This window comes from Streptomyces sp. NPDC051020 (assembly GCF_040683105.1).
Classification (GTDB): domain Bacteria; phylum Actinomycetota; class Actinomycetes; order Streptomycetales; family Streptomycetaceae; genus Streptomyces.
On record NZ_JBFBCG010000241.1, the window covers coordinates 1 to 1127 of the forward strand.

Sequence of the window (1127 nt, forward strand, 5' to 3'; positions counted from 1 at the left end):
GTCAGTGCGTTGTGGCAAAGGGAGCCCCTGTTCGATGAGCAGGGGCTTCTTCGTGTGCCGAGCATGATCGCGGAGGGGTAGGGGCAGACAGCGGACGGCTTGTTGTTGATCGAGGAGGGTTCGATGCCGTCGGTGCTGGGATTGATGGAACGGCGTGAGGCGCGGGCGAGGCAGGATCTGGAGTCCTGGACGGAGGTCCTGGAGCAGGCCCAGGCGGAGGTGAATGCCGCGCAGGAACGCGTCGACCGGGCCCGAGTGGGGCGTGAGGAGCTCGTGTTGGTGCTGGCCGAGGAGAGCGCGGTCAGCAGGTCGGCTGCCGTGCCGTTTGGTGGTGAGGTGACTGCTGCTGTGGCATCGAACGGCTCTGGAGCGGAGCATGGCGGGCAGCCGCCGGTGTGGCAGCCGGGGATGGGTGAGGAGGTGCTCAGTGGCCTGTATCGGGAGGTGTTCGCCGCTGTGGTGGCCGCTTCGGGGCCGGTGAGCGGGGTGGAGTTGACGCGGGCGGTGGGCCGGGATGCGGACATCAAGAACGAGGTGGAGAAGATCCGGCACCGTGCCTATGCGCTGGAGAAGCGGGGCTGGCTGGCGCGGGCGAAGAACGGACGGTTCACGCCCGCGCCGGGGCCTGTCGGTCGGGACGCTTCTCCGGCCAGCGCGGGGCGTCGCCGGCCAGGCGCCGGGACAGCCTGATCACGGCGGCCCACCACACCATCTGCTGGTGGTGATCGGGACGGCGTTCGTGGTCGCGGTTGAGGCGGCGTGAGCGGGAGAGCCAGCTCAGCGTGCGTTCCACGACCCACCTGCGGGCCAGTACGACAAAGCCACGTTGTCCGTCGGAACGGCGCACGACCTCGATCCGGACTCCGTGGCGGGCGAACGCCTTCGCCAGCGCCGGGCCCTGGTAGGCGCTGTCGGCCCATACCAGTTTCAGCAGGCGGCCCGGCTGGTCCATGAACGTCTCCAGCAGCGCGGGGGCGGCCTTGGAGTCGTGGACGTCGGCCGTGGTCACGGTGACCTCCAGGAGCAGGCCCTCGGTGTCGGTCAGGATGTGGCGCTTACGCCCGTCACGTGATTTCCCGCCGTCGTATCCGCGGCTGTCCTGGCCGACGGTTTCGGAGGCGTTCACC

2 protein-coding genes are annotated in these 1127 nt (G+C 69.3%); one reads left to right on the plus strand and one right to left on the minus strand.

Annotated elements, in window-relative coordinates; translation table 11 throughout:
* Window positions 1–123: 123 nt before the first annotated feature.
* Entirely contained in the window at window positions 124–690 is a 567-nt protein-coding gene (locus tag AB0N06_RS38955) for a hypothetical protein (protein WP_366139386.1), read from the plus strand.
* Here the strand turns inward: AB0N06_RS38955 and AB0N06_RS38960 are convergent.
* Window positions 608–1127 (minus strand): IS5 family transposase (locus AB0N06_RS38960; protein ID WP_366139387.1); only part of this gene is annotated, 520 nt, incomplete at its 5' end. The genes AB0N06_RS38955 and AB0N06_RS38960 overlap by 83 nt on opposite strands.